Source organism: Agrobacterium sp. M50-1 (genome assembly GCF_049843495.1).
GTDB classification, from domain to species: Bacteria; Pseudomonadota; Alphaproteobacteria; order Rhizobiales; family Rhizobiaceae; genus Agrobacterium; species Agrobacterium radiobacter.
Genome location: NZ_JBBHZH010000008.1, coordinates 258727 through 284918, shown reverse-complemented (window position 1 = coordinate 284918; position 26192 = coordinate 258727). Strand labels below are relative to the sequence as shown.

Genomic DNA, 26192 nt, shown 5'->3' with positions numbered 1-26192 from the left:
CGTTTTCACCGGCCGATCGGCATAAAACTGCCCCACCGCGCCTGTGGTTTTGCACAGGAGAACAGGGGCCCGGGCGGCAAGGCGCGTCTCGCGCCTTCTTTTAGCCCCCTTCCTCGCTAATTGCTTTGCCAACGAAGCGTTAATACGAGACACGCCTGCGCGTATCCTTATATGGGCTGTTGCGTCATGTCCGCCGGTGCGTCGACCGATTTGACTCACGGCTTTGAAAGTTGCACACCTTCGCCTGAAGTTTCTGGAGAGCGCATGACCGACGGGGCACAGCTGGTATGACTGCGGATCGCAATGTGATCCGGTCGCTAGGCACAGAACCGCCAATTCTGGCGGAAGGACGCCGTGCACCCGATCGCCGCGAAATTTCACTCCGATGGCTTTCCGGCACGTTCCTTACCGGCATTACCTCTTCCATATTGATGGGCGTGGCGCTGTTTGCCGCTCTCGACGGCCGCCAGCAGCTTGCCATTCCCGCCGAAGCCTTCGCCAAGGCGGATATGGGCAACAACGCCACGGAAGCCGCCCGTCGGGGCACACGCCTCATCGCACCGAATATCGCGGCCCGGCCATCCGACCGGTCGATCATGGAAGTCTCCACCGTTATCAATGAAGGCGACAAGGAGGTGGTCCGCAAGGTCCCCTTCTCCCACGTCAAGATTCCGCTGGCGGCAAATTACGCCAAGCAGGACGATTATCCCGCCTTCGATCCCCTGAATATTTTCGCGAGCAACGAGGACAAGGACGCATCGGCGCCCGCACCAAGCCGGACTGGAACGATCTACGGCTCCGAGGTCGAATCCGAAGTCAGCCTGAAGACGGTCGCCTTCCCCGTTCAGCACTCCAAATACCCCTTCGCCGGCTCCCTGAGCTTCGACGAGGTTGAGGAAGCGGTACGTTCGAACGGCTCGATCCTGACGGATGGCAACGAACAGCTGGCCGCGCTCTATTACATCGACCCCCGCCGTTTCGATAATGATGAAGGCGATGTCGATATCACCGCCGGCCTCGCGGCCCGCGTCGTTGAACAGAACATGTCGGTTTCGACCCCGCAGTCAGCCTCGGTGCCCGTCAAGGAATATGCCGACGACGTGATCCCTGCCCGCCAGACCGAGACCATCGAGGCCGCCCTGTTCGGCGCTGGTTATTCGAAGGCGCAATCGTCGGAAATCGCAGGCCTGCTCTCGCCGCAACTACAGTCGAACAATGTCGAAAGCGGCGATGTGCTGCGCGTCGGCATTATTCAGGAAGACGACAAGAGCGACATCGTGCGCGTGAGCCTTTACCGCAAGGGTCGCCACATGGTCACCATGGCCATTGATGACCACAAGCGTTTCATCAAGGCCAGCGAACCGCCGAAGCTCGACGCGGTGGCGACCGCCTTCGACAGCACCCCGGCACCTGCCGCAGGTCGCGATCTGCCGAGCGTTTATGACGGGGTCTACCGTGCGGCCCTGGCTTACGGCATGAACCAGAGCATGGTTTCCCAGCTCATCAAGCTTCTGGCCAGCAGCGTCGATTTTCAGGCGCAGCTCAAGCCGGCCGATACGCTGGAAGCCTTCTTCTCCGTGGAAGACGCGGATGGCAAGGCGACGGACAAGTCGGAACTGCTCTATGTCAACGCCAAGTTCGGCGACAACGAGACACGTTTTTACCGGTTCCAGAATCCTGATGACAACAGCATCGATTATTTCGACGAGAACGGCAAAAGCATCCGGCAGTTCCTGTTGCGCAACCCCGTTCCGAACGGCCGGATGACGTCAGGTTTCGGAATGCGCCGCCACCCGGTGTTGAAATTCAGCCGCATGCACACCGGCACCGACTGGGCCGCCGCCCGCGGTACGCCGATCATCGCGACGGGTAACGGCACCGTCGAGAAGGCCGGATGGGCCTCGGGTTACGGCAACCAGACGCTGATCCGCCACGCCAATGGCTACGTCTCTTCCTATAACCACCAGAGCGCCATCGCCAAGGGTGTCACCGAAGGCTCAAAGGTCCGGCAGGGCCAGGTCATCGGTTATGTGGGATCGACCGGCCTTTCGACCGGCGCACATCTGCATTACGAGCTGATCGTCAACGGCACCAAGGTGGACGCGATGAAGGTGCGCCTGCCGGGCGGCAAGTCGCTTTCCGGCGACGCGCTCGCGCGGTTCTCCGACGAGAGAAAACGTATCGACAATCTGCTGAATATTGACGAAAAGCCCAATCAGGTGGCGAGCCGGTAATTCGCCGGACCTTTACGGCCCGAAAAGCTGCCAAATGAAAAGGGCTCCGTTTCCGGAGCCCTTTCGTTTTATGCCGCATCGGCCGTTTCGGCTTCGGCCTCACCCTTTGCGGGTTTGACCTTGAACAGCAGCCGATCGGTGCCCGAGGTTACCTTGACCCGTGAACCGTCAGGAACTTCTCCGCCGAGGATCATTTCGGCAAGCCTGTCCTGAACAGCCTTCTGGATCACCCGCTTCAGCGGACGCGCGCCATAAGCCGGATCGTAACCCTTATTGGCAAGCCAGTTGCGGGCATCCTCATCCAGCTCGAGCGAAATCTTGCGATCGCCAAGCAGCGAGATGAGCCGCTTCAGCTGGATTTCGACGATGGCACCCATCTCATCCCGCCTCAGGCGGTGGAAGAGGATGATATCGTCGATACGGTTGAGGAATTCCGGCCGGAAATGCGACCGGACCCGCTCCATCACCAGATCACGAACCGAATCCACATCGTCATTGTCGCCCATCTGCGTCATGAATTCCGAACCGAGGTTCGAGGTCATGATGATGATGGTGTTCTTGAAATCGACGGTGCGGCCTTGGCCGTCCGTCAGGCGGCCATCGTCCAGCACCTGCAAGAGGACGTTGAACACATCCGGATGCGCTTTTTCGATCTCGTCGAACAGCACGACCTGGTAGGGCCGGCGGCGAACCGCTTCCGTCAGGGCGCCGCCCTCTTCGTAACCGACATAGCCGGGAGGTGCGCCGATCAGCCGGGCAACGGAGTGTTTCTCCATATATTCCGACATGTCGAGGCGAACCATCGCGGTTTCGTCGTCGAACAGGAAGCGGGCCAAGGACTTGGTCAGCTCGGTCTTGCCGACACCCGTCGGGCCGAGGAAGATGAACGAACCGATCGGCCGGTTGGGATCCTGAAGGCCGGCGCGCGAACGACGCACCGCTTTCGACACCGCCTGAACGGCCTCGCCCTGCCCGACAACGGACTTGGCAAGCTCGTCTTCCATGCGCAGCAGTTTTTCGCGCTGACCTTCCAGCATCTTGTCGACCGGAATGCCCGTCCAGCGGGAAACGACATGGGCGATGTTATCGGCCGTGACAACCTCCTGAACCATCGAACCGACACCGCTGCTGTCGCGGGCTTCCGCCGCAGCCAGTTCCTTTTCGAGGCCGGGAATGATGCCATAGGTCAGCTCGCCGGCGCGCTGGAACTGGCCGTTGCGCTGGGCGATCGCCAGTTCGTTGCGGGCTTCGTCCAGCCGCTTCTTCAGGTCTGCGGCGTGACCGAGCTTCTGCTTTTCCGCCTGCCAGCGGGCCGTCAGCGCATCCGCCTTTTCTTCCGTATCGGCCAACTCGTCCTCGAGCTTCTTGAGGCGGTCGGCGGAGGACTGGTCCGTCTCCTGCTTCAAGGCTTCGCGTTCGATCTTCAGCTGAATGATGCGGCGATCCAACTCGTCCAGTTCTTCCGGCTTGGAATCCACCTGCATGCGAAGACGCGAAGCGGCTTCGTCCATCAGGTCGATTGCCTTGTCGGGCAGGAAGCGGTCGGTGATGTAACGGTTGGAAAGCGTCGCAGCCGCAACCAGGGCCGAATCCGAGATACGGACCTTGTGGTGCTGTTCGTATTTTTCCTTCAACCCGCGCAGGATCGAGATCGTGTCCTCAACGGTCGGCTCATCCACCAGCACAGGCTGGAAACGGCGGGCAAGGGCCGGATCCTTTTCCACATGCTTGCGGTATTCATCGAGCGTGGTGGCGCCGACGCAGTGCAGCTCACCGCGGGCAAGCGCAGGCTTCAAGAGGTTGGACGCATCCATCGCGCCATCGGCCTTGCCGGCGCCGACCAGCGTGTGCATCTCATCGATGAACAGGATGATGCCGCCGTTTTCGGCCTGCACCTCATTGAGCACAGCCTTCAGACGTTCTTCAAACTCACCGCGATATTTCGCACCGGCAATCAGCGCGCCCATATCGAGCGCCATCAACTTCTTGTCCTTCAGGCTTTCGGGCACATCGCCGTTGACGATGCGCAGCGCAAGACCTTCGGCAATCGCCGTTTTACCGACGCCCGGTTCCCCGATCAGCACGGGGTTATTCTTGGTACGGCGCGACAGGACCTGGATAGTGCGACGGATTTCGTCGTCACGACCGATCACCGGATCGAGCTTGCCTTCGCGGGCTTCTTCCGTCAGGTCGCGCGCAAACTTCTTCAGCGCGTCAAATCCCTGTTCGGCATTGGCGCTGTCAGCCGTGCGGCCCTTGCGGATATCATTGATGACCTGATTGAGCGCCTGCGCCGTCGCACCCGCCTTCTTCAGTGAAGCCGAGGTGGAAGCGGAGCTTTCAATCGCAAGCGCCTGCAGAAGACGCTCGACGGTGACAAAACTGTCGCCGGCCTTCTTGGCAATATCTTCCGCGGTCGAGAACACTTTGGCGAGCGGCGCGGTGAGCGAAAGGCCGCCATTTCCACCGGAAACCTTGGGCAATTTCGCAAGCGCCGCATCATTGGCAAGACGCGCTTCCTTGGCGCTGCCGCCGGCGCGCTCGATCAGCGATGCCGCCATGCCCTGCTCGTCATCGAGCAGAACCTTCAGAACGTGTTCGGGCGAAAACTGCTGATGGTTTTCGGCAAGCGCAAAAGTCTGCGCCGATTGCAGAAAACCACGAACGCGCTCGGAGTATTTTTCAATATTCATAGTCAAACCTCCATAGACCGGCCCGCCCGCTTTCGGCACGGCTCCGGGTGTTAGGGTTGAGGCTCCCTCAAAAGGCAAGCCCCGCTACGACAGCCGTGTTCAAAGGATTTCACGATCGCCGCCTCTTGAAGGTCGGTTGCCGGCGAATGCGGCTTCCGTCCTTCCTGCACGAATATGGGAGGCATTTTCATCGGTTTAAAGGGGAGAAAATCCACCGTCCGGGAAATTTTCATACGAACTGACAGGCGTCAATTCGCCGCGTGAAATCCACGCCGTCTGCCAGCGGAATGTTCATAGCCAATCGGCAAAAACAAAAAACTCCGGCAAGCCGGAGTTTTTCGATCGCAGAGTGGTTTGCAGAAGCTGCTTATTCGGCAGCGTTCTCAAGCGTGGCAGGTGCGGCGTCGTCACCGGCCGGCGCATCTTCGCCTTCGGCGCCTTCCGCAGCGGCGGTGCGGCGCGGGCGGCGCGGGCGCGGGCCAGTTGCACGGCGCGTCTTCGGTGCGCGTTCAGCCGCCGGAGCTTCCGCTTGCTGCTGCTCTTCCTCGACGGCTACTTCCATGGGAGTGCCTTCGATGACCGGCTGCGGCGCCTGGCTGGCGTCGTAAACCGGCGGCTGCTGTTCGGCGGCCACCTGCGGCTGGCGCGGCTGACGTTCCTGCCGCTCGCGGCGGTCCGGACGCTCACGACGCTCCTGGCGCGGTTCGTTCCGCTCAGTACGCTCCTGGCGTTCGGGCTGCTGCGCGCGCTCAACCTGTTCGGCCTGCTGCTGCGGTGCAGCGACGCCTTCATCGCCGTCATTCACATCCATATCGTCGCCATCGGCAGCGCTATATTCGCCGCGGTCGTCGCGCTGAAAGCGTTCCTGCATCTGGGCCTGAGCCGAAGCGATGATGCGGTTATAATGTTCAGCGTGCTGCAGATAGTTCTCAGCGATCACGCGGTCGCCGGAACTCTGCGCGTCACGCGCCAGAGCCGCGTATTTTTCCGCTATGTGCTGGGCTGTGCCACGGATTTTAACATCGGGGCCGGAGCTGTCATAAGTCCTGGTGAGCGGGTTGCCGCCCTTGCGGTTGAAGTTGTTGTTGTTACCGCCACCATTGTTATTGTTGTTGCTTCCACGCCCCCGGCCGCGCTTGTTTTGCTGTCCTGGCCTCATCAATTGCTCACCTGAATTCTGTTTTGCTGACAATCTGGTTGTTTTCATGCAATTCCGGGCGGAAAACCGCTGGAAATTTTTCCTGAAATTGCTCCATCACGCGCCTTGCCGAAGATAACCCCGGGACAAGACCTCGCGTATGACGACCGGCTGCGCAAATGCTGCACCGAGCCGCCTGCGAACAAAGTTTACTGATTCACATGCCGGAAACGCCCAGCCTTTCAGGGCTCTCAAAAAGAACCCGCTTCGGGACTGACCCATACCCTGACGAATCTGTGTTCGTCCTCAGCCACCCGGCATGTGGCCGCAAACTATCCCGCTTCCTGCGGAAATCCAAGCCTTTTCTTTTGCTGTGCAAAATATCCTTGCAAAAAATCCGCAGACATATCGCGAACAACTATCTTCGGAACGTCAAAACTCTGTCGTTACCGCCATAATCCTTCACGGCGTCCAGAAGAGAGAAGCCGTGGGAAGCAAATATAGCGGAAACATCAAGCCTTTGATCGAAACCGATCTCCACACCGACAATCCCGTTTTCCACAAGAAAGCGGCCTGCATCGGCAGCGATGAGGCGGTACGGTGCAAGGCCGTCCTGACCTCCGTCCAGCGCCGCCATCGGATCGTGGTTACGAACCTCTTGGTCAAGCGTTGCGACGATATCAGTTCTTATATAAGGCGGATTCGACACAATTATGTCAAAGCTGCCGGAGATTTTTTCAAACCAGTTGCTGCGTATGGTCTCAAAGCGCGCGCCAAGGTCATTTCGGGCCGCATTCCTGGCCGCCGTTTCCAGCGCATCGGCGGAAATATCGCTGCCGATGCCGGTGGCGTCGGGGCATTCTTTCAACAGCGCCAGACAGATCGCGCCCGTGCCGGTGCCCATGTCGAGAATGCGGGCGCTGCCCTTGGCGGAGATGGCTTTCTTCAGCGCCGGCAACAGCGTGTCGACCAGAACTTCCGTATCCGGCCGGGGTTCGAGCGTCTCCTTTGACAGAAGAAGATCGAGGCCATGAAATTCCCGGTGGCCGAGAATGCGGTGAACGGGTTCGCCATTTGCCCGCCTTCCGATCATGGCGGCGATACGGGCGCTTTCTTCCGGCGTAACGGCGCGATCAGGCTTCATCACGAAATCGGTCAATGAAAAATCGATGACCTCCGCAATCAGGAGCCGTGCATCGAGAAGCGGGTCTTCGATCCCTGCCGCCTGCAGCCTTTTGCGGGCGGCGGCAAGCACGCTTGCAACGCTCGCTTCGCCCGCCGTGCTCAAAGCTGCTCGCCGAGCTGGGCAAGCTGACCGGCCTGATAATCGGCGATCAGCGCGTCCACAAGTTCATCGATTTCGCCCTCGATCATCCGGTCAAGCTTGTAGAGCGTGAGGTTGATGCGGTGATCGGTGACGCGGCCCTGCGGGAAATTATAGGTACGGATGCGCTCGGAGCGGTCGCCGGAACCCACTTGGCTCTTGCGGTCGGCCGAACGTTCGCTCTCCACTTTCTGGCGTTCGATATCGTAAAGCCGCGAGCGCAGAACCTGCATGGCCTTGGCGCGGTTCTGATGCTGGGATTTCTCCGAACTGGTGACGATAAGCCCCGTCGGCAGATGGGTGATACGAACGGCGGAGTCGGTGGTGTTGACGTGCTGGCCGCCGGCGCCCGAAGCGCGCATCGTATCGATGCGAATGTCTTCCGGGCGAATTTCGACATCGATGTCTTCCGCTTCCGGCAGCACGGCAACCGTGGCGGCCGAGGTATGGATACGGCCGCTCGCTTCCGTTTCCGGCACACGCTGCACCCGGTGTACGCCGGATTCGAATTTCAGCTTGGAAAATACCCCTCGCCCGCTGATCGTGGCGATGATTTCCTTGTAGCCGCCCGCTTCACCCTCGCTGGCGGAAAGCACTTCCACCTTCCAGCCCTTGGTCGATGCGAAGCGCTCATACATGCGGAAGAGATCACCGGCGAAAAGTGCGGCCTCGGACCCTCCCGTACCGGCGCGGATTTCAAGGATCGCGCTTTTTTCGTCCGCCGCATCCTTCGGCAGCAGCAGAACCTGCATGTCCTTTTCAAGTTCGCCGATTCGGGTCTCGATTTCCGGCAGCTCCATTTCCGCCAGGTCGCGCATATCCTTGTCCGTCGTCTTGTCAGCAAGCAACGCCTCGAGATCGGCGGCCTCGGAAACCGCCTTCTCGTATTCGCGGATTTTCTTCACCACCGGCTCGAGTTCGGAATATTCCGAAGCCAGCTTCACATAAACATCCGCTGCAGGCCCGGCCGACATACGCGCTTCGATCTCGCCGAAACGTCTTTCCAACTCGCGCATTTTTTCGACGGGAAGCTTCGCCACCAGTCACTCCAATATTGAAACAGGTCTTTTTAAATGGGAATGGAATGCGTCGCCGCAAAGCGTAACAACACCTCGCGCGCGCTTTCCAGCGAATTGTGATCGTCCAGCGCCGCATTCAGCTCATCGGCAAGGCGCGCGGCATCAAGCCCGAGCAGCATGGCCTTCACGGGGCCGATCGCCGTCGGCGACATCGAAACCGAACGGAAACCAAGACCAATCAACGCCATGGCCGAAAGCGGCTTGCTCGCCATTTCACCGCACAGCGTCACCGAAGTGTGGTGCCTTTCGCCAGCGCGCACGATATCGCGCAGAATGCGCAGGAACGGCTTGCCCAGATTATCGAAACGATCCGAAACACGCGCATTGCCGCGATCGACCGCCATCGAGAACTGGAACAGATCGTTCGAACCGACGGAGACGAAATCCACCTCCTGCATCAGCTCATCGAGCTGCCACATCAGCGAGGGCACTTCCAGCATGGCGCCGAATTGCAGCTTTTTCGGCAGCGCGTGGCTGAACTTCGAAAGATGCTGCACTTCTTTCTGCAGAAGATCACGCGCGGCGCGGATTTCGGACACTTCCGTCACCATCGGCAGCATCATGCGCAATTCAGCACCGGAGGCGGCGCGCAGCAGCGCGCGCATCTGCGTGCGCATCAGGCCCGGCCTGTCGAGCGACAGGCGGATCGCCCGCCAGCCAAGCGCCGGGTTTTCCTCTTCCTGGCCGCGCATATAGGAAACGACCTTGTCGCCGCCGATATCCAGCGTGCGGAAGGTGACGCTTTTTCCCTTCGCCTGCCGCAGAACGGAGCGGTAAAAAGCCTCCTGCTCCTCGCCCTTCGGCATGTTGGAGGCGATCATGAATTGCAGTTCGGTGCGGAAAAGGCCGATGCCATCGGCGCCGGATTCCTCCAGCTGCGGCAGGTCCACAAGCAGGCCCGCATTCATCTTCAGATTGACCTTCTGGCCATCCTTGGTGATCGGCTCGACATTGCGGAGCGCGCGGAACTGCTCCTGCCGCTTGGCGCGCAGGCGAACTTTTTCCTCATAGGCGCGCTGCAAATCCGACATCGGACGCAGATGCACCTGACCGTCATCACCATCGATGATGATGGGGTCGTTATTTTCAGCAAGGGCAACGATGCCCGTCGCCTGCCCGATGATCGGAATGCCCATGGCGCGCGCCACGATGACGACATGGCTCGTCACCGCGCCGTCTTCGAGCACAAGACCGCGCAATTTCTCACGCGGATAATCCAAGAGTTCGGCGGCACCCATGGCGCGGGCAAGCACGATGGCGTCGAGCGGGAAATCCTGCTCGGGACCACGCCCGCCGAAACCGATGAGCTGGCGCAGCAGCCGGTTGGCGAGATCGTCGAAATCATGCATGCGTTCGCGCAGGTAAGGATCGGTCAGGCGCATCATGCGCGCCTTGGTGTCGCTCTGCACCTTTTCGACAGCCGCTTCCGCCGTCAGGCCGTTGCGGATCGCCTCTTCCATGCGGCGTACCCAGCCCTGATCGTGGGCGAACATGCGATAGGTTTCGAGAACCTCGCGGTGCTCACCCTCGGTCGGCACATCGCGGCGCTGCAACATGTCGTCGATCGACAGGCGCAACGATCCGATGGCATCGGCAAGACGCCGGATTTCCGTATCCGCATCCTCGTTCAAGAGATTGGTGACGACGATGCGCGGATCGTGCAGCACGACGTGGCCAAGACCGATGCCTTCACCGTAAGCGTCGCCATCGATGGAGACGGCACGGGTGAGGTCCAGCTCCACACCGGGGCGGGTGATCTTTTTCAACTCGCCGCTCGCCACTATTTCAGCGATAAGCATCGCGGTTGTCTCGAGCGCTTCAATTTCATCCTCCCGGTATGTTCGGCTGGCCTTGTTCTGGACCACAAGAACGCCAAGAGTGCGACCGGAGCGCAAAATCGGCACGCCGAGGAAGGAATGATAAATTTCCTCACCGGTTTCAGGAAGATAGCGGAATGCAGGATGCGCCTGCGCATCGGAAAGATTGAGAGGTTGGGCCGACGCGGCAATCGTGCCGACAAGACCCTGCCCCATTTTCAGCTGGGCAAGATGCACGGCATCCTTGTTGAGACCTTCGGTGGCATAAAGCTCAAGCACGCTGTCGGAACGCAGCACATAGACCGAGCAAACCTCCGCCACCATGTTGCCGGCGATCTGACGGACGATCTGGTCCAGACGGTCCTGCGGTTCAAGGTGCTCCGCCATCATTTCGCGCAGCCGCTTGAGCAGGACGCGCGGACCTGCGGAAAGGTCTCTCATCGCGTTTGCTCCCCGACGCTTCCGATCCGAATGTCATAATATTCGAGAATCAAAACGTCATTTAAAAATTTATAGCGCGAGAAGCGCGTCCCGCAAGGGACACGCTTTCATGAAACGCCACATCGGAAGAACGCAACTCCGAAGAATCGGAGCATCGGGAACCGATGTCTCGGCTTCAAGCCTTATCGAGACCGTAGGCGGAATGCAAAGTGCGGACCGCAAGTTCGGCATAGGCGCCGTCGATCAGGATCGAAATCTTGATCTCGGACGTGGTGATCGCCTTGATGTTGATATTCTTCTCGGCAAGCGCCTTGAACGCGCTGGCGGCAACGCCGGCGTGGCTGCGCATGCCGATACCGATGACGGACACCTTGGCAAGGCCGGTTTCGTTCTGTGCGACGTCGAAGCCGATCTGGGCCTTGTTGTCATCGAGAACCTTGAGCGCCTTGGCGACGTCGCCCGAGGGAACGGTGAAGGTCATGTCCGTGCGCGAACCGTCTTCGGAAATGTTCTGCACGATCATGTCGACATTGATATGCGCTTCCGCCAGCGGCCCGAAGATCGCAGCGGAGACGCCCGGACGGTCGGCCACGCGGCGCAGCGAGATCTGTGCTTCATCCTTGGCATAGGCGATGCCGGTTACGACTTCCTGTTCCACGATTTCATCCTCGTCACAAATCAAAGTACCGGGCGGGTTGATGAGGTCGCCCATGCCCGGCGCATCGGGATCCTCGAAACTGGAGCGAACGAAGGTGCGCACCTTGTGTACCATGGCAAGCTCGACCGAGCGAACCTGCAGAACCTTCGCGCCGAGAGACGCCATTTCGAGCATTTCCTCGAAGGCGATCTTCTTCATGCGGCGAGCCTTCGGCTCGATGCGCGGATCGGTGGTGTAAACGCCATCGACGTCAGTGTAGATGTCGCAGCGATCCGCCTTGACGGCGGCGGCGATTGCAACGGCTGATGTGTCCGAGCCGCCGCGGCCGAGCGTCGCGATGCGGTTGTCCGGACCGATGCCCTGGAAGCCGGCAACGACGGCAACCTGGCCTTCGCCCATGCGGTGGACGATATCCGAACCGTCGATCTCGAGAATGCGGGCGGCGCCATGCGCATTGTCGGTGCGGATCGGGATCTGCCAGCCCTGCCAGGAGCGCGCATTGATGCCCATGGATTGCAGCGTGATAGCCAGAAGACCCGATGTCACCTGTTCGCCGGATGCGACGACCGCGTCATATTCGCGCGCGTCGAAAAAGGAGGCGGCGTTGGCGCCGGCGACCTTGGCTGCGTTCTGCACCCAGTCCACCAGCTCATTGGTTTTGCCGGACATGGCGGAAACGACCACGGCCACTTCATGGCCGGCATCCACTTCGCGTTTCACATGCCGTGCGACATTGTGAATGCGTTCGAGGTTCGCGACGGACGTGCCGCCGAATTTCATGACAATGCGAGCCATAGCCTTGACCAGTACCATCCCATTTTCCCGCCGCCTCCTTCAGGAGACGGACGGACAAGAACAAACCCAGTCGGCCCTTCCTGACAAAGAGCCTCAAGTTGCGGGTCTCTTAGCGAAAAGGCGGGGGGCACGCAATGCCGTTTATGAACCATGCGGTACGCCTTTTTCTAGAGCGTGAGCATCGGACAATAGCGGGATGAAGCGCCGGCGGGATAAAGCACCCACAAAAGAGCGTACCGCAGTGCACTGTACAAACGGGCCCATTCGCAGTATGAGCGCGGCAATGCAACCGGCCAGATGGCCGAAATGGCCTGTATCGGCTGCCCCGGAGACTTTAGGACCTATTGGTTTCGGGCGGATGCGGGCAGCTTCATATCCGAAAGACGGTAGATGACAGACACCCAGGGTATCGCCCCGGCGATCGCGCAGGCGTTGGAAAAACGCGGCTACAAAGACTTGACCCCCGTGCAGCAGGCGATGCTGTCGCCGGAACTCGCCGACAAGGACGCGCTGGTTTCCGCCCAGACCGGTTCCGGCAAGACGGTCGCCTTCGGCATCGCGCTCGCGACCACGCTGCTTTCGGAAAACACCCGTTTCGGTCAGGCTTCCGCACCGCTGGCGCTTGCCATTGCACCGACCCGCGAACTGGCCATGCAGGTCAAGCGCGAGCTGGAATGGCTTTATGAGTTTGCCGGTGTTTCCATTGCCTCCTGCGTTGGCGGCATGGACATCCGCAATGAGCGGCGGGCGCTGGAGCGCGGCGCGCACATCGTCGTCGGCACGCCCGGTCGTCTCTGCGACCACATCAAGCGCAATGCACTTGATCTGTCCTCCATCCGTGCGGTTGTGCTTGACGAAGCCGACGAGATGCTCGACCTCGGTTTCCGCGAAGATCTGGAATTCATTCTGGAAGAATCGCCCGACGATCGCCGCACGCTGATGTTCTCGGCCACCGTTCCGCGCAGCATCGCCAAGCTTGCCGAAAGTTACCAGAAAAATGCCGTGCGCATCGCCACCGCTTCCGAACAGAAGCAGCATGTAGATATCGAATATCGCGCCCTGCTGGTGACGGGTGCGGACCGCGAGAACGCCATCATCAACGCGCTGCGTTTTTACGAAGCCCGCAACGCCATCGTATTCTGCTCCACCCGCGCTGCCGTCAACCATCTGACGGCCCGCTTGAACAATCGCGGCTTTTCGGTCGTGGCGCTCTCCGGTGAGCTCACCCAGAACGAGCGCACCCACGCGCTGCAGGCCATGCGTGACGGCCGCGCCCGTGTTTGCGTGGCGACCGACGTTGCCGCACGCGGCATCGACCTGCCGGGTCTCGAACTCGTCATCCACGCCGACCTGCCGACCAATTCGGAAACGCTTCTCCACCGTTCCGGCCGCACCGGCCGTGCCGGACAGAAGGGCGTCAGCGCCGTCGTGGTGCCGATCAACCAGCGCCGCAAGGCAGAACGCCTTCTCGAAGGCGCCAAGGTCAGCGCGGCATGGGTTCGCCCGCCGTCCGTTGAAGAAATCGTCGAGCGCGACGGCGCCCGTCTTCTGGCCGATCCTTCGCTGACCGAGGCCGTCGCCGAGGACGAACGCGATTTCGTCACCCAGCTGCTCGAGCAGCACGGTGCGGAGAAAGTCGCCGCCGCCTTCGTGCGTCTTTACCATGCCGGACGCTCCGCTCCGGAGGACATCACGGAAGTCGCGCTGGACAATACCCGCAAACCGCGCCGCGACAGTTTCGAACCGGTCGAAAACAATGCGCCGCGCCGCGAACGGTCGGACTTCTCCGACAGCGCATGGTTTTCGCTGTCCGTCGGCCGCAAGCAGAGCGCCGAGCCGCGCTGGCTCATCCCCATGCTCTGCCGTTTCGGCAAGATCACCCGTCAGGATATCGGCGCCATCCGCATGCAGCAGACGGAGACCTTCGTGGAACTGGCGGCCGATGCCGTCGACCGTTTCACCTCCGCCATCGGCAAGGACATGATGCTTGAGAAGGGCATTCGCCTGAAGGCGCTCGAAGGCAAGCCGGAAATGACCGGCAATGTCCGCGAAGACACCCGCCCGGCCAAGGCCCAGCGCAAATTCTCCAAATCGGACAATGCAGGCGCGCCGCGCGATGACCGCAAGGCTGAAGACAAGCCCTGGAAAAAGAAAAAGGCCTTCGGCGACAAGCCGAAATTCGAAGGCAAGAAAGACAGGCCTTTCGAAAAGCGTGGGCCGAAGCCGACAAAGGGTTGAAGACTCACCCGCTTTCAGAATTTTCAAGACAAAGGTCCCGTTTGCACGGGACCTTTTTTATTGTGCCAAGCTGCGGTGTGGACACCGCTCCCACGGATCAGTCTTTTGTCGTCACTTCGACAAGCCCCGTCACGGGCTTGCCGTCTACCAGAACGGGCTGATGGTGATCATTGGCCAGCAGAATGCCGATGACATGCCGCCCGGTCGGGCTTGGGCAATGTCCAAAACGGGCCTTGATCAGATCGCCGCCGAAGTCGCTGTTCATGCTGTTATAGGCGCGGCCGGGAATGTTGCATGTATCGCCCGAGGGGTCGATTTTCATGTGCACATGGCCGCATTGGCCGTTTCCTCCGCATTTCCCGCCGGGAAGCAGCTTGAAGTTGCTTTTCACGACGACGTCGATCGCGCCTTCCGGATCATCGCCCAATTCGATGACATCGCCTGCCTTCGGCCAGACGATTTCCAGCTTCGGGCTTTCCTCGGCCTGGGCGGCGGCGATCGGAAGGAATGAAAATACGAGAGTGATTCTTAAAAACAAATGCAGCATTGAAATCTCCATAGCTCAATGTAATCGATGCTTACATAAGATTCACTTCGACACAAGAAAATAAACAGTGCTTACATCTGGGTTCGGTGCTAACCAAAGACCTATGGAAAAGCGCCAGGATAAAAAGACGGGGCCAGCCAGGCCCTACCACCACGGAAATCTTGTCGATGAACTTGTCGCAGCGACGATCGCCATCATCGAGGAGCGGGGTGCTGAAAACGTCTCCGTGCGCGAGGCGGCCAAGCGCGCGGGCGTCTCCCCAGGAGCACCATTCAGGCATTTCCGTTCGAAAACGGCACTGATGACAGCTGTCGCGGAGCAGGCCATGAACCGGCTGACCGAATCCGTCGAAACCGCGAGAGCGCAGGCGGGCGACGAGACCCCACTTGTCATCTTTGAGGCTATTGGCCACGGTTATTTACGCTGGGCGCTGGCCAACCCGACGCATTTCGAGGTCATAAGTTCCCGAACGCTGATCGACTTCAGTTCTTCCGATATTTTGCGTGAGCAGAATGACGCCATCCGGCGACTGATGATCAGCCTGCTGACGCAGGCGCGCGAAAACGGCCAGCTGTCCCCAAGCCTCGACCTCAACCAGCTCGTACTGGGCGCTCGCGCACTGGTCTATGGCCTTGCCCGGATGGCAATCGATGGACATTTTCCGGAATGGCATGGCGCAGAACCCCCTTCGGAGGCAATGCATAAAACGCTGCATCTCTTCATAAGGCAGCTCACCAAAAGCTGAGGTCGCCATTAAAAAAGCCCCGCTTTCGCGGGGCTTTTTGTCTCGACAGATCAGAACGCCATCGATCAGAACGTCAGCGCGCGGTCGCCGTTTTCGTCCTTAATGCGGTTCGGAAGACCGATCTTGTTCAGAAGGTTGAGGAACGGCTTCGGCGGCAATTCTTCAACGTTCGCCATCTGCTTCACGTCCCATTCGCCTGTTGCAATCAGCATGGCGGCGGCGACCGGGGGAACGCCGGCGGTGTAGGAAATGCCCTGCGAGCCGACTTCCTCATAGGCTTCCTTGTGGTCAGCCACGTTATAGATGAAGACTTCGCGTTCCTTGCTGTCCTTGATACCCTTGACGATATCGCCAATGCAGGTCTTGCCGACATAATCGGGCGCCAGCGAAGACGGATCGGGAAGGACAGCCTTGACCACCTTCAGCGGCACGACTTCAAGGCCTTCAGCCGTCTTGACCGGCTTCTCCGACAGCAGGCCGAGGTTCTTCAGCACGGTGAAGACGTTGATGTAATGATCACCGAAGCCCATCCAGAAGCGCACATCGGCGCCGTCCATGTTCCGGGACAGCGAATGGACCTCGTCATGGCCCGTCATATAGGCCTTCTGCTTGCCGACGACAGGCAGGTCGAACTCCTGGCCGACTTCGAACATCTGGTTCGTCTGCCACTCACCCTTCTGCCAGGAATAAACGACGCCGGTGAATTCGCGGAAGTTGATTTCCGGATCGAAGTTGGTCGAGAACCAGCGGCCGTGGCTGCCGGCATTGATGTCAACGATATCGACCGAGGTGACCTTGTCGAAATAGTCATCCTTGGCAAGGCGGGCATAGGCATTGACCACGCCCGGATCGAAACCGACGCCGAGAATGGCGGTAACGCCCTTTTCCTTGCATTCTGCGGCACGCTTCCACTCGTAGTTTCCGTACCACGGCGGCGCCTCGCAAATCTTGGTCGGATCCTCGTGGATCGCCGTGTCCATATAGGCAACACCCGTGTCCATGCAGGCCTGAAGAACGGACATGTTGACGAAAGCCGAACCGACATTGATGACGATTTCCACGCCGGTTTTTTTGATCAAGGCTTTCGTCGCCTCGATATCCATCGCGTCAAGCGCATGGGCCTCAAGCTTCACATCTGTCTTGAGGCTCTTCTTTTCGCGTACGGACTCGACAATCTTGCGGCACTTTTCCAAAGTCCGTGACGCAATATGAATGTCTCCCAATACATCGCTGTTCTGGGCGCATTTATGCGCCACGACCTGTGCTACGCCACCGGCGCCGATGATCAGAACGTTCTTCTTCATTTCAGGTGATGCCTCCTTTTCCCCGCAGGGATGAGCTTCGTTGGATGTTGAAACAGGGTTTAAGACAGGCTTTGCTCGAAATCGGCAAAGTCGAATTCACGAACGGCGCGCACGGTGCCGTCGAGTTCCTTGATGGCGATCGCCGGCATCTTCACGCCGTTGAACCAGTTCTTCTTGACCATGGTGTAACCGGCCGCGTCCTGGAAGGAGATGCGATCGCCAACCTTCAGCTCCTTGTCGAAGCGGAAGTCGCCGAAAATATCGCCGGCGAGGCAGGACTTGCCGCAGACCATATAGGGATGCTCGCCCTCGTTCGGAGAAACCTTGGCGGTTTCGCGGTAGATCAGCAGATCAAGCATATGCGCTTCAATCGAGCTGTCGACGATGGCGAGGTTCTTGCCGTTGAACAGCGTGTCGAGAACCGTCACTTCCAGCGTCGTGCTCTTGGTGATCGAGGCTTCGCCCGGCTCCAGATAGACCTGCACGCCGTATTTTTCCGAGAAGGCGCGCAAACGGTCGCAGAACTGGTCGAGCGGATAATTGTCGCCCGTAAAATGAATGCCGCCGCCGAGGCTGACCCATTCCGCACGCGACAACAGCGATCCGAATTTTTCCTCGATCTGCGTCAACATGCGGTCGAACAGCGAGAAATCACCGTTTTCGCAATTATTGTGGATCATGAAACCGGAAATACGGTCCATGACCTTGTCGACCTTGGCGACATCCCATTCGCCGAGGCGGCTGAAGGGACGGGCGGGATCGGCGAGATCGAAGCTAGAGGAGCTGACCTGCGGGTTGAGGCGCAGACCGCGCGTGATGCCGGAAGCCTTGTCCGCGAAACGCTCGAGCTGACCGATCGAATTGAAGATGATCTTGTCGGCATTGGCAATCACCTCGTCGATTTCATAATCGGCATAGGCGACCGAATAGGCGTGCGTTTCACCGCCGAATTTCTCACGGCCGAGACGGACTTCATAAAGCGACGACGAGGTGGTGCCATCCATATATTGCGACATGAAATCGAACACCGACCATGTGGCGAAGCACTTCAGCGCCAAGAGCGCCTTGGCGCCGGATTTTTCCCGCACATGGGCAATCTTCTCCATATTGCGAAGAAGTTTTGTCTTGTCGATGAGGTAATAGGGCGTCTGGAGCATGTCGTTTCACATATTGATTGAAGTCAAGGTACGTCTCGATGATGGGCCTTATATGATGCTTGTGACAGGAAAACAAATGTCCGGCACCGAATTCCCGGAAATTTGCCCCCGAGCCGAAATGCCTGTGAAGAAAACACCTTCCCTTGCGGAACCAAGCCGGCATGGGCGCGTTTGAATGGCGGACAGGCGGGTGTTTCGGCCGCCGTAACGAAGGTTCGTGAGCGGTGGCAGTCTGTAACATGCCGCCATTCCCATAAACGATGTTCAGGAAGGACTTCACCTATGGCAAGCGTGCGTAGCAGCGTAAATGACAAGATCCAGCAATCCCTCGAAAACGGTGATGCAGCCGATGTGGCGGCGCAGCTCGCTCAGCTTCGCGAAGATCTGGCAAATCTTGCCAAGAGCGTGAAGGCGCTCGGCGTCGGAGCATCGCACGAACTGAAGGCGCAGGCAGCCCGTGTAGCCGATGACGCGCTGACCGCGTCCGGCGAAATGGCCGACAGCGTCCGCAGCGAAATCTCCACGCTGAACGACAATCTGACCGACCACGTCCAGAAGAACCCGCTGCAATCGCTCGGCATCGCCGTCGGCGTCGGTTTCGTGCTCGCCCTTCTGACGCGTCGATAAGGCCGCGCTCATGCTTGAGGCATTGCTGGTCTATCTGGGGGAGACCCAGCGCGAAGGCCGCGTCGTCACAAGGCGATTGCGCGCGACCATAATCCTGTCGGTTCTGACCGGGATATTCTTTCTGATCGCCTTCATCGCCGCCGTGGTGGCGGGGTCCATCTATCTTGCCCGGCATGTGGGCGCAGGCCCCGCGGCGCTCGTCGTAGCCGGCACGGCATTCCTGCTCGGCGTTATCATGCTGGTGGCGCTGGCGATCGTCAAACGCCCGAGGGTCTATGCCGCACGGCCGGCCGTCGCACCTTTGACGGCAGCGCCGCTTGCCGCAGCGCCGCTGGCCCTGCAATCGCTGCTGACGCTGGCGATCCAGGCACGCCCCTATGCCACGCTCGCCGTCGCTGTTGCGGCGGGTTTTCTGGCCACCAGGGTCAATACGAAAAAGTCCAAGTAATTTCTTGGCGACACGTCAAGGCAAACCGCGCATCCAGACCATGGATGCGCGGTTTTTTTTATGTTACCCGCGAAGGATAGACTGGTTGATGGCGTCCTGCGCCACGCCGCCCTTATTTGAACAAAGTGACATACAGTCTCGGGCAGTCTCGGCGCGTCCGTAATTTTCTGAAAGGCAATTGATGAAGAAGAAAGTCCTTGTTGTCGGCGGTGCCGGCTATATCGGTTCGCACACCTGCCTTCTCCTGTCTGAGCGAGGATATGAACCTGTCGTTTTCGACAATCTGTCCAACGGCCATGAGGAATTCGTCCGCTGGGGACCCTTCGAACAGGGCGATATTCGCGACCGGGCGCGGCTGGACGAAGTCTTCGCCAAACACCGGCCGGAAGCCGTTCTCCACTTCGCCGCCCTGATCGAAGTCGGTGAATCGGTCAAGCAGCCCGTGGCTTTCTACGACAACAACGTCATCGGCTCGCTCAACCTGCTCTCCGCCGCCATTGATGCCGGTGTCACGTCGTTCGTTTTCTCCTCCACCTGCGCCACCTACGGTTTGCCGGAACAGGTGCCGATCGACGAGACGCACCGGCAGGCGCCGATTAACCCCTATGGCCGCACCAAATGGGTGGTGGAGCAGGCGCTGAAGGATTACAGCACCTATAAGGGGCTGCGCTCCGTCATGCTGCGCTACTTCAATGCCGCAGGCGCGGATTTCGAGGGCCGCATCGGCGAGTGGCACAAGCCGGAAACCCATGCGATCCCGTTGGCCATCGAGGCGGCGCTCGGCAGGCGTCAGGGCTTCAAGGTGTTCGGCACGGATTACGACACGCGCGACGGCACCTGCGTGCGCGACTACATTCACATTCTCGACCTTGCAGATGCGCATGTGCGGGCCGTGGATTATCTGCTGGATGGCGGAGAAACCGTCGAACTCAACCTCGGCACCGGCACCGGAACGACAGTGAAGGAACTGCTGACGGCGATTTCGGAAGTTTCCGGCCGCCCCTTCCCCGTTGAATATACAGGACGCCGCGACGGCGATTCCACGACGCTTGTCGCCAATAATGACAAGGCTAAAGAGGTTCTGGGCTGGGAACCGCGTTATTCCCTGTCCGATATCATCAGATCCGCCTGGGCGTGGCATTCCTCCCGCAATGCCGGTGACTGAATAATCAGCGGCCAGATACAAAAAAGACACCGGCCTTCTGGCCGGTGCCTCCCGCGGGCGGCTCATCAAAGCCGGTCCCGCTCCTGCCTCCCAGGTATGGGGATCAGGGCTTTGTGGCGGACGTCGTCGTGCTGTCGGGAGCCGCCGGTACTGCCGCATTCTTTTCGCTGGCCTTCTGTTCCAGCGTCTTGAATTCGGGAGCGGCCTTCAGCGTTTCCGCCGTTTCCGTCGTCGTCAGGCGGATCGTGCCGTCCTGCGCATTACGCGTCATCGTTACCTTGTCCATGGGAACGGCAACGTCCTTTGCGCCGATGCCCAGGAAGCCGCCGACGCCAATCACAGCCGCAACGAGACCACCATCTTCTTCCATGATCAGGTTGGTGACGTTACCGATGCTTTCATCGGCCGCTGTATAGACCGACTTGCCGATATAGTCGTTGGCGCTGACCTGCGTTTCGCCCTGTTCGGTCAGATAGGCGCCGCCCGTCGTTGCAGCCGCGCTGTCATTGGCCGCAGGAGCCGCAGGCGTCATCGGGGTGGCAGGAGCTGCCGGCTCAGTCTGCGCGCTCGGATTTGCCGGCGCAGGCTGGGTGGTGCCCTGAGCGATGGCCAGCGGCGCGAAAGCCGTCGTGCCCATCAGGGCGGCGGTGACGAGTATCGTAAGTTTCTTAGCCATTTCGTACCTTCCTTTCATCGTTCTCGACTGGCCGGCGGGGATGAATTTCATGTCCGCTTCTCGGCCGGTTCGTCTGGCAAACGGGTTGGTCGTTGAAATAGTTCCGATTTTTTCAATCACGCCGACGCAATTGTGGCCTGCCGCAACAACCGAAGGTAAAAATCAGGCATTGCTAAAGGGGGACGGCACGGTATTATCCGTGTCGTAACAATGCCATAACTGCCGGAGTTTTTTGTATGCCTCGACCCGGCGACAGACTGAAAGACATGATCTCGGCTTTGCGTCGGCGCAGTGCGAATTTTTTTCCGACCGCCTCCATCGGCACCTATCTGGTGGTGATGGCGACCGTCATCACGCTCCCGCTCATTCTTTTCGGCGGCTATCTGATGCTCCGCCTCGAGGCGGAAAAACGTGACGACCTGCAACGGGAAACCATCGAGGATGTGCGGGTGGTCTCCCGTAACATCGACCGCCGCCTGCAGGAAATAGCCACCTCGCTCAATCTCCTGTCGCAATTTCCGGAACTTGAGAGCGGCAACCTTGCCGCATTTCAGGGACGCGTCGCAGACAGCCTGAAGCGGGAAGGCCTCTACGCCATTCTCGCCACCAAGGACGGCCAGCAGCGTCTCAACACCCGGGTGCCCTATGGCCAGCCGCTCAGCAAGGTGCCGGAGGGAGCAAATCTCGCCAGGGCGGTCGACTCCCGTCGCATCACCGTCTCGGACATGTTTTTCGGCGCGACCAGCAAGGAATGGGTGTTCAACGTTACCATGCCGCTTGGCCCGGAACTGGATTCGGCCGGGGATGCCCTGATCCTGACGCAGAACGCCAGCGACCTCAGCCGGCTGATCTCCACGGAAAACCTGCCGCGCAACTGGGCGGTCGCCATTATCGACGGGACCAATCGCGTCGTCGTTTCCAGCGCGCAGGAGGAGGCGGAAGTGGGCAAACCCTTCGTCAATCCTGACGTACTCTCGGAAATGCAGGCCTTCAGCGGCAATTTTTTTGACGGCAAAGGTAATCTCTACGCCTATGCCCAATTGCCGGGATGGCAATGGAAGACCGTGATGTGGGGGCCGCTTGCAGCAAGCCAGGCCGTGCTGGTGGACACATGGCGACAGATGATGATCGGCAGCCTTGTGCTGGTGCTGATCGCCATTGGCGGCGCCTATCTGGTCGGCCGGCAATTGCGCAGCTCCATTCGTGACCTGACGCTGATGGCCGAGCGCATCGGCGAAGGCGAAATCGTCGCTCCTGTCGATACCAAGATAAAGGAAGCCAACCAGGTCGCCATCGCACTCTCCAACGCTTCCTTCGACAGAAGCCAGTCGGAAGAGCGGCTGCAATTGCTGCTGCACGAACTGGTGCACCGTTCCAAGAACATTCTGACGCTGGTTCAGGCGATGATACGGCAATTGGGACGCGAGAATAAAAGCATTCCGGAATTCCAGAAGGAGGTGGATCACCGCCTGCGTGGTCTTGGAATGTCGATCCGGGCGTTGGCGGAGGTTCAATGGCAGGGCCTGCCTATCCGCAAGCTGATCGAGACCCACCTCGATGTTTTCGGCACCGTGGCGCAGCGCGTCGTGCTGGTGGGAGATGATTTCATGCTCTCCCCGGAAGCGGCGCAGAATTTCGGCCTGGTGATCCACGAGCTGACAACGAACTCCATCAAATATGGTGCATTGTCGGCTCCATCAGGAAAAATCACGGTGCGCTGGCGGTCACTTGAAAAGGACGGTCGGCAGATGATCCATCTCGTTTGGACTGAAACGGGTGGACCACCGGCGAGAGAGCCAAGCCGCAAGGGCTTCGGCACCACGGTCATCAAAAGGCATGCGGAAGGCGCATTCGGCGGGCAGGTGGTGACGGAATATCGCGAATCCGGCTTCGAGTGGTCTCTGGAAGCGCCGATCCGTTATTTCACGCCCAAACGATCGGAACAGACGGGCACGCATTGAGGCCGCCCGTTGGCGAACCGTCTCCGCCATGCGGACAGCAAAAAGCAGCGCAAAATGGCTGATATCTTGCGTAATGTTAAAAAAACGCATTTTTCGGGAACCGAATCCGGCCATGGGTGTTTTTACTGCAGGCCAAGCAATTCCCCCGTCCCCGCCTGAAGCTTGGCTGAAAATAAACAGGTTTCACCCCTGAAAACCTGTCATAAAAATAGCACGGCTCTTTCATGGGCCGTGCTTTTTGCTTTTTATCTTCACGAAATGGAAGTTAGATCGGCTCTTCGAGGAGCAGACTGATTTCAGGCGTCCGCGCTGTCGCCGGAGGGAAATCTCAGCCGGTAGACGATCCGTTCGGGCGTCAACTCATACTCGGCGCTTCCCCCCAATGCGGACGGAACCACCTTTTCCAGCACGACGCTGCCGAAGCTGCCGCGCCGGGCCTCCGTCGGCTCTTTCGACGGCATCATCGGCTCATTCCATTCGACGACATAAAAATCACCCTCCTGGCGACATTGCAGGGTTATGGGCGGGTGGTAGGCAAGATTGCCGCTATGGCTGACGGTGTTGACAACCAGCTCATGGAACGCAAGTCCGATATAGAGCGCACCATTCGGGTTGAGGAGAAGGTTCTCCCCTTCCATATGGATGAGGTTCGGATATTCCGGCACGTAGAGATCAAATTGCTGGCGCAGCAACTCGAATATACGCGCCCCCCGCCAGTCTGAATCCGTGATGAGATCCTGACTTTGGGCAAGAGCGTGCAGCCGCCCCCGGAACTTGCGCAGGAAATCATCCTTGGTGAGGCTGAAGCGGGCTGTCTGCCCGGCAAGGCTCTGGATGATCGCCAGCAGGTTCTTGGAGCGGTGGCTGACTTCACGCAACAGCGAGCGAAGAAGCTGCTCGCGCCGCCTTTCCGCCGTCACCTCGCGAATGGTGGTTTTCATCACCACCTGGTCCGTTTGGTTGAAGGTGGAATGGACCTGAAACTGGAAGACGCGATCATTGCCGGCATTGACTTCCAGCATGCCGCGGCTGCCCACGGTGTGCATGTCCTTCTTGAGTTCGGCAAGCCGCGCTGACAGATCGTTGCCAAACAGATTTTCATCTGTCGGGTGGGAATCTGCCGGAAGTTTCCAGACATCAGGCAGATTGGCCACGAATATATAGTCGCGGTTCCAGTCCTGAAGCATGACTGTCTCACCCGAATCGAGCAAGGCGAGGACGAGCGAGTCGTGAAGTTCGCTTTCGTTCCTCTCCGCGTTATGCCATGCCAGCCGATGCAAATTCATCTCCTTGCAGAAAGCCGCGGGGCAGCCCCACGACCGTAACCGCCAACGTCCGGGCACCAGACTGGTTCCCGGTCAGTCCGCGGTTTCGGCAAAATTCACGCCGCCACGCGTGAGCTTTCGTTGAAAAACAGAGCCTGGCTGATGAGCGCTTTCACCATGTCCGGATTAAACGGCTTCGTCACAAGGAAGGTCGGCTCCGGCCGCTCGCCCGTCAGAAGACGTTCGGGGAAAGCCGTGATAAAGATCACCGGGAGGGTGGTCATCTGCAGGATGTCCTTCATCGCGTCGAGACCGGAGCTGCCATCGGCGAGCTGAATATCGGCGAGGATCATCTTCGGCTGGGTGCGATGGAAGAGCTCGAGCGCTTCCGTGTGGGTGCGGGCAATGCCCGTGACACGGTGGCCGAGATCGGTGACCATCTGTTCGATATCCATGGCGATCAGAGGCTCGTCCTCGATGATCATGATATCGGTCGCCACCTGCCGGGCGATTTCAGACGCCGCCTCATCGATCAGCTTGCCGACCTGATCTTCGGAGACCTTCAGAACCTCTGCGGTTTCCGATGGCGTGAATTCTTCAACAGTCGTCAAAAGGAAAGCCTGACGGGCCAGCGCCGGCACGGCGGAGAGGTTGGCCGAGGCGCGTTTTTCCCATCCAGACAGGTTTTCATCGGTCTTAATATTGATCGTGACGGAACTAAAGATCGATACGAACAATTGATAGAGCGAAACGCGATCGCCGCTTGTCTGCGGAAAAATGCTGATATCGGCGATCAGAGCTTCGAGTGTTGCCGCAACATAGGCATCGCCCGTGGATTGAGAGCCGCAAACGGCACGCGCGAACCTGCGCAGATATGGCAGGTGCGGTGCGATGCGTGTAGAAACTGACATGGAATTCTCCCCTTTCATGCGGTCTGCAGCGCAAACCCACGATAGCAACGTGCGCATCGCAAAAATAGTTCCGGATCGCCGGAACTATTTTTTTTACCGCGCATTATTTGCCACGACACAAAAGGAATACCGGACGTTATGAACATATTTCAATCGGACCAAGAATCTCCGGACAATCCAGCCGCCCCCCAGGTCCCGCACTCCGGGCGGGCGGTGATTTCCCGTAAGCTCAGGGAGCTCTACGATGCCGTTCAGGAAGAGGGCATCCCTGACAAATTCCTCGATCTTCTCGAGAAACTCGATGAAGCCGAAAATAAAGCCAAAGCCAAGGCTTCGGAGGAATGATGGCGAAAGAGCCAGAGCAGACAGAATACAATTTCAAGCGGGAAATGCTGGCGGCGCTGCCAAACCTGCGGGCATTCGCTATATCGCTCATCCGCTCGAGGGATCGTGCTGACGACCTCGTGCAGGACACGATCATGAAGGCCTGGGCCAAACAGGACAGCTACCAGCCGGGCACCAACATGCGCGCATGGCTGGTGACGATCCTGCGCAACGAGTTCTATAGCCAGATCCGCAAATCCGGCCGTGAGGTGCAGGATACGGACGGGGTCTATACCTCGCGCCTGTCAGTCCCGCCCGAACAGCATGGTTCGGTGGATCTTCAGGATTTCCGGGCAGCACTCGCAAAGTTGCCGGATGACCAGCGTGAAGCCATCCTGCTGATCGGCGCCTCGGGTTTTGCCTATGAGGAAGCCGCCGAAATCTGCGGCTGCCCGGTCGGCACGATCAAGAGCCGTGTCAGCCGTGCAAGACTGCGCCTGCAGGAATTGCTGGGCATTGAAAACGAAAACGAGTTTGGTCCGGACGCGCAGATGAGCGCGGTCACCGCCGCAGCCACGGCGCGCTGAGAAAACCGAACAGCCAAAACGGGCAGGCAGTCGCCTGCCCGTTTTTTTATGTCCGCTT

Annotated in this window: 21 protein-coding genes; 9 read left to right on the top strand and 12 right to left on the bottom strand. The window is 59.2% G+C overall.

From position 1 onward, the window contains the following. Positions 1-287 precede the first annotated feature (287 nt). Positions 288-2234, top strand: coding sequence for a M23 family metallopeptidase (locus tag WDZ78_RS19450; RefSeq protein ID WP_020009930.1), 1947 nt, complete (start codon positions 288-290; stop codon positions 2232-2234). A 68-nt stretch (positions 2235-2302) separates the two neighbouring features. Here the strand turns inward: WDZ78_RS19450 and clpB are convergent, their stop codons facing one another. From clpB to WDZ78_RS19420, 6 genes are all read right to left on the bottom strand, one after another. Beyond that, positions 2303-4927, bottom strand: a complete 2625-nt coding sequence (gene clpB / locus WDZ78_RS19445; protein ID WP_425673940.1) for an ATP-dependent chaperone ClpB — start codon at positions 4925-4927, stop codon at positions 2303-2305. A 367-nt stretch (positions 4928-5294) separates the two neighbouring features. Further along, positions 5295-6086 carry a DUF4167 domain-containing protein gene (locus WDZ78_RS19440; RefSeq protein ID WP_020009933.1) on the bottom strand — a complete coding sequence of 264 codons (792 nt, stop codon included), beginning with the start codon at positions 6084-6086 and terminating at the stop codon, positions 5295-5297. Positions 6087-6483: 397 nt separating this feature from the next. After that, entirely contained in the window at positions 6484-7353 is an 870-nt protein-coding gene (gene prmC / locus WDZ78_RS19435) for a peptide chain release factor N(5)-glutamine methyltransferase (RefSeq protein ID WP_020009934.1), read from the bottom strand. Then, a complete protein-coding gene (gene prfA, locus WDZ78_RS19430; RefSeq protein ID WP_020009935.1) occupies positions 7350-8429 on the bottom strand; it encodes a peptide chain release factor 1 in 1080 nt (359 codons plus the stop codon). Before prfA ends, prmC begins: the two co-directional genes overlap by 4 nt. Positions 8430-8458: 29 nt before the next feature. After that, positions 8459-10726: a phosphoenolpyruvate--protein phosphotransferase gene (ptsP, locus tag WDZ78_RS19425; RefSeq protein ID WP_425673939.1), complete on the bottom strand. Its 2268-nt coding sequence runs from the start codon at positions 10724-10726 to the stop codon at positions 8459-8461. 175 nt (positions 10727-10901) lie between these two features. Further along, positions 10902-12179, bottom strand: coding sequence for an aspartate kinase (locus tag WDZ78_RS19420; RefSeq protein ID WP_003508761.1), 1278 nt, complete (start codon positions 12177-12179; stop codon positions 10902-10904). Positions 12180-12569: 390 nt separating this feature from the next. Between WDZ78_RS19420 and WDZ78_RS19415 the strand changes: the two genes are divergently transcribed. After that, positions 12570-14417, top strand: coding sequence for a DEAD/DEAH box helicase (locus tag WDZ78_RS19415; RefSeq protein ID WP_020009938.1), 1848 nt, complete (start codon positions 12570-12572; stop codon positions 14415-14417). A 97-nt stretch (positions 14418-14514) separates the two neighbouring features. Here the strand turns inward: WDZ78_RS19415 and WDZ78_RS19410 are convergent, their stop codons facing one another. Then, a complete protein-coding gene (locus WDZ78_RS19410; RefSeq protein WP_425673938.1) occupies positions 14515-14964 on the bottom strand; it encodes a hypothetical protein in 450 nt (149 codons plus the stop codon). 103 nt (positions 14965-15067) lie between these two features. Here WDZ78_RS19410 and WDZ78_RS19405 point away from each other — a divergent pair, with 103 nt between their 5' ends. Next, positions 15068-15709, top strand: coding sequence for a TetR/AcrR family transcriptional regulator (locus tag WDZ78_RS19405; protein ID WP_020009940.1), 642 nt, complete (start codon positions 15068-15070; stop codon positions 15707-15709). A gap of 65 nt (positions 15710-15774) precedes the next feature. On the opposite strand, the gene WDZ78_RS19400 is transcribed toward WDZ78_RS19405, so the two are convergent. Further along, positions 15775-17013: a saccharopine dehydrogenase family protein gene (locus tag WDZ78_RS19400; RefSeq protein WP_425673937.1), complete on the bottom strand. Its 1239-nt coding sequence runs from the start codon at positions 17011-17013 to the stop codon at positions 15775-15777. 59 nt (positions 17014-17072) lie between these two features. Further along, positions 17073-18170: a carboxynorspermidine decarboxylase gene (nspC, locus tag WDZ78_RS19395; RefSeq protein ID WP_425673936.1), complete on the bottom strand. Its 1098-nt coding sequence runs from the start codon at positions 18168-18170 to the stop codon at positions 17073-17075. 282 nt (positions 18171-18452) lie between these two features. Here nspC and WDZ78_RS19390 point away from each other — a divergent pair, with 282 nt between their 5' ends. From WDZ78_RS19390 to galE, 3 genes are all read left to right on the top strand, one after another. Further along, positions 18453-18797, top strand: a complete 345-nt coding sequence (locus WDZ78_RS19390) for a DUF883 family protein (RefSeq protein ID WP_020009943.1) — start codon at positions 18453-18455, stop codon at positions 18795-18797. A 10-nt stretch (positions 18798-18807) separates the two neighbouring features. Then, positions 18808-19245, top strand: a complete 438-nt coding sequence (locus WDZ78_RS19385; protein ID WP_003508754.1) for a hypothetical protein — start codon at positions 18808-18810, stop codon at positions 19243-19245. 181 nt (positions 19246-19426) lie between these two features. Beyond that, positions 19427-20410 (top strand): UDP-glucose 4-epimerase GalE, encoded by a 984-nt coding sequence (galE, locus tag WDZ78_RS19380; protein WP_020009945.1) that lies wholly within the window; start codon positions 19427-19429, stop codon positions 20408-20410. Between the two features lie 103 nt (positions 20411-20513). Here the strand turns inward: galE and WDZ78_RS19375 are convergent, their stop codons facing one another. After that, positions 20514-21086: a PRC-barrel domain-containing protein gene (locus WDZ78_RS19375; RefSeq protein WP_425673935.1), complete on the bottom strand. Its 573-nt coding sequence runs from the start codon at positions 21084-21086 to the stop codon at positions 20514-20516. A gap of 236 nt (positions 21087-21322) precedes the next feature. Between WDZ78_RS19375 and WDZ78_RS19370 the strand changes: the two genes are divergently transcribed. Continuing rightward, on the top strand, positions 21323-23047 hold the full coding sequence (locus WDZ78_RS19370; RefSeq protein WP_425673934.1) for a sensor histidine kinase: 1725 nt from the start codon (positions 21323-21325) through the stop codon (positions 23045-23047). Between the two features lie 296 nt (positions 23048-23343). Here WDZ78_RS19370 and WDZ78_RS19365 read toward each other — a convergent pair whose 3' ends face one another. Together WDZ78_RS19365 and WDZ78_RS19360 are read right to left on the bottom strand one after the other, a co-directional pair. Further along, positions 23344-24333, bottom strand: coding sequence for a sensor histidine kinase (locus tag WDZ78_RS19365; RefSeq protein WP_425673933.1), 990 nt, complete (start codon positions 24331-24333; stop codon positions 23344-23346). A 95-nt stretch (positions 24334-24428) separates the two neighbouring features. Continuing rightward, positions 24429-25223, bottom strand: coding sequence for a response regulator (locus tag WDZ78_RS19360; RefSeq protein WP_003508747.1), 795 nt, complete (start codon positions 25221-25223; stop codon positions 24429-24431). A gap of 138 nt (positions 25224-25361) precedes the next feature. Between WDZ78_RS19360 and WDZ78_RS19355 the strand changes: the two genes are divergently transcribed. Then, a complete protein-coding gene (locus WDZ78_RS19355) occupies positions 25362-25568 on the top strand; it encodes a NepR family anti-sigma factor (protein WP_003508746.1) in 207 nt (68 codons plus the stop codon). Further along, positions 25568-26134, top strand: coding sequence for an RNA polymerase sigma factor (locus tag WDZ78_RS19350; RefSeq protein WP_003508744.1), 567 nt, complete (start codon positions 25568-25570; stop codon positions 26132-26134). The genes WDZ78_RS19355 and WDZ78_RS19350 overlap by 1 nt, the downstream gene beginning before the upstream one ends. The last annotated feature ends 58 nt before the right edge of the window (positions 26135-26192 follow it).